Source organism: Pantoea sp. CTOTU50773 (genome assembly GCF_032082325.1).
GTDB classification, from domain to species: domain Bacteria; phylum Pseudomonadota; class Gammaproteobacteria; order Enterobacterales; family Enterobacteriaceae; genus Pantoea; species Pantoea communis.
On record NZ_DAMDQC010000262.1, the window covers coordinates 1 to 2,620 of the forward strand.

At 49.1% G+C, this 2,620-nt stretch carries 5 protein-coding genes; 3 read left to right on the plus strand and 2 right to left on the minus strand.

Going from position 1 to position 2,620, the window contains the following annotated elements:
* Positions 1-50 precede the first annotated feature (50 nt).
* The gene (locus RT340_RS22485; RefSeq protein WP_097119737.1) at positions 51-578 is read right to left on the minus strand and encodes a rhodanese family protein; all 528 of its coding nucleotides are present in this window, start codon (positions 576-578) and stop codon (positions 51-53) included.
* Positions 550-888 (minus strand): ArsR/SmtB family transcription factor, encoded by a 339-nt coding sequence (locus tag RT340_RS22490; protein WP_249221823.1) that lies wholly within the window; start codon positions 886-888, stop codon positions 550-552. The genes RT340_RS22485 and RT340_RS22490 overlap by 29 nt, the downstream gene beginning before the upstream one ends.
* A 189-nt stretch (positions 889-1,077) precedes the next feature.
* On the opposite strand from RT340_RS22490, the gene RT340_RS22495 reads away from it, so the two are divergent.
* From RT340_RS22495 to RT340_RS22505, 3 genes are all read left to right on the plus strand, one after another.
* Positions 1,078-1,635 carry a cytochrome b/b6 domain-containing protein gene (locus tag RT340_RS22495; RefSeq protein ID WP_211729784.1) on the plus strand — a complete coding sequence of 186 codons (558 nt, stop codon included), beginning with the start codon at positions 1,078-1,080 and terminating at the stop codon, positions 1,633-1,635.
* A gap of 49 nt (positions 1,636-1,684) precedes the next feature.
* The gene (locus RT340_RS22500) at positions 1,685-2,332 is read left to right on the plus strand and encodes a thermostable hemolysin (RefSeq protein WP_097119735.1); all 648 of its coding nucleotides are present in this window, start codon (positions 1,685-1,687) and stop codon (positions 2,330-2,332) included.
* Positions 2,322-2,620 (plus strand): AMP-binding protein (locus RT340_RS22505; RefSeq protein WP_313377861.1); only part of this gene is annotated, 299 nt, incomplete at its 3' end. The genes RT340_RS22500 and RT340_RS22505, both read left to right, overlap by 11 nt.

The following is a 2,620-nucleotide window of genomic DNA, read 5'->3' on the forward strand; positions in this document are numbered from 1 at the left end:
TGGCTTGTTGCCAATTTTGAATTAAACAGACGCAATCCCTTTGAAAAACGTTATGTCCGATTCCAGGGCAGTCGACTTAATACCTTCGCCATCCCACACCAGCCGGTGATGCCAGCGAAAATGAGTCCACATCCGACAATACCGGACACAAGATAGCACCACTCAGACACCGTAGCGCCGGCGAGGACGCCGGTTAACACTAATGTACCGGCGGCAATCTGCACCTGCCGCATTAAGGGGAGCACGCCTCCTTTCGCTTTTACTGTTGCATAGCCTGCCGACTTCCACGCATTCATCCCACCCTTTAGCAGGTAAATCTTTGCCGGCGCGCCTAATGTGGCACATTGGGCTTGGTTTGCATCAGTGCGCATACCCGTTTGGCAGTGAAATATGATGCAATCTTCGCTCTTCTGTCGCAACGAGAGCGGTTTTTCCGGCTCGATCTCACCGATCGGAACAGACAATGCCTCCGGTATGTGTTCATACTCCCATTCATCACGCCCACGTATATCTATCAGGCGCGCGCCGTTCTTAAGCCTTTGTTTGACTTCAATCGGGGTGAGTAGCGGGGTGTTCATTCTCATTCTCCTGGCAATACAGTCGGTGAAGCACTTCCATCACGGCAATCACAGAAGGATCAGCCAGACGGTAGTGCCTGAAACGTGAGGTTTTGGACGAAACAATCAAACCTTGTGTTTTCATGATTCGTAGATGCTGTGATGTTGCTGAAGGACTCAGGCCGGTCATACGACTCAGCGCGCCCGCATCCGTTAAGGGAGCTTTGATCAGCGTGCATAAGATCATCAAACGCTGTGTATGCGCTAACGTCTTGAGCAGACGTGCTGCTTTTGCTGCCTGCATCGGCAAGTCCAGATTGTTCGCCATCATCACGCTATCTCTGATAGTTTAGATAAATCTAAACTATCAGAGATGAACGTCAATGTGTGAATAAAAAACACTTATCTTTATTGAAACACATTCTCATTTAAAAAATAGTGTATAGCCTTTCCTTTGTTAAGGTTGATTTAATATTTCCAGGTGAAGATGGCCACATTACCCCTGAATCCTGGTGAAACAATGAAAAGTAAATTATTGAGCCATCTTCCTCACAATGACGCCCCTTTTTTTCGCGGATTACACATTGCCATTGCGTTGCTAATACTTTCGCAGATTATTAATTCAAATTTAACCGAACGTGAAGCGATGGGTGAAAATAACATCGAGGCTTTTATCACGTGGTTTCATATTATTTCAGGATTTACCCTGATTTTTCTCGGTATTGTGCTCTTGTGCTGGATGCTCACCCAACGAGGAGTTCGCTGGTACTTCGCGTGGCTTACTATTGATTTAAAAGGGATTAAACAGGATTTATTACTGTTAAAAAAACGCAGATTGCCCGAAGCTACGCAAGGCGGGATCGCGGCCACGATACAAGGTCTCGGCGTGGTTTCACTGCTTCTGGTTGCATTTTCAGGCGGTCTCTGGTTTTTAACCCAGCGGATGACCGGCGTGACGGCAGAGATGGCGCGCATTTTTATGCACTGGCACAAGTTTTTGACAACCTTTGTTGAACTTTATTTTTATGCGCATGGTGCCATGGGCATTCTCCATATTTACCTGGCAAGAAATAAATAATATTTGGGCAAACATGTTGATTTGTCACTGATCAAAAAGGGGACCTGAAATGCTCATCCATTTTCCCTGTAAGTTGATATGGCGTTTAGGTGGCAATGAATCCTCCACCGCCGGCAACTTTATTCGTGAGCACTATTTCCGCCGTTATGGTGCTGAACTCAGCTCACTGCTGCCCGATATTCTTACCCTGGAAGACGGGCGCGGATGTCTGATCGCCGCGTGCGGCATGGCACCCGCCTCCGCAGGCATGATGTATCTGGAGCGTTATCTGGACAGGCCTGCGGAAGGGATGCTGAGTGACATTTTTAAGGGTCAAATTTTCCGCAGCAGTATCGTTGAAATCGGTAATTTTGCCGCGACGGATGGTCTGGCAGTGCGTGTGTTTTATGCCGCCATCTGCAGGTTACTCAACCATTACGGGTACAGCCACATTGTGTTTACCGGCACACGAAAAATCCGTAACACCTTCTGCCGAATGAACTTGCATCCGGTCGTACTCGCCGATGCTGAAGGCGAACGGCTGGGAAGCGAAAAAGCGCAATGGGGCAGTTATTACCTAAATGCGCCCAAGATTATGGCCGGGGAGCTGGCTGGCGGTCAGCTTGCGCTTGCAAACAACGACATTCTCAACGGGTGGATAGAAGTTTTACCTGATTCCCCGTGGCACCGGATACCGGAGGTACAGCATGCTCATTAATGCGCTCGAATTCCATGCCCGACAACAGCCATTTGCCACTGCGCTGATCAGCAACGAGCGTAGCTGGAGCTGGGCTGACTTTCATCAGGATGTGTCGGCTTTTGCTGAAACACTCAGACAGGCGAAAGTTCATCGACTGGCGCTGGCGCTGGGCAACACTCCGGCCTGGATTATCGCGGATCTTGCTTGCCTGAAAGCCGGTGTGGTTTGCATTCCGGTACCGCCTTTCTTCTCCGATCAGCAACGTGAATGGTTAATGAACAGCTCCGGCGCAGACGCCATTCTGGC

Excerpts from the sequence above, each read along its gene's own strand:
- RT340_RS22500 (WP_097119735.1), top strand. The coding sequence starts at position 1,685 with ATGCTCATCCATTTTCCCTGTAAGTTGATATGGCGTTTAGGTGGCAAT.
- RT340_RS22490 (WP_249221823.1), bottom strand. The coding sequence starts at position 888 with ATGATGGCGAACAATCTGGACTTGCCGATGCAGGCAGCAAAAGCAGCA.
- RT340_RS22485 (WP_097119737.1), bottom strand. The coding sequence starts at position 578 with ATGAACACCCCGCTACTCACCCCGATTGAAGTCAAACAAAGGCTTAAG.
- RT340_RS22495 (WP_211729784.1), top strand. The coding sequence starts at position 1,078 with ATGAAAAGTAAATTATTGAGCCATCTTCCTCACAATGACGCCCCTTTT.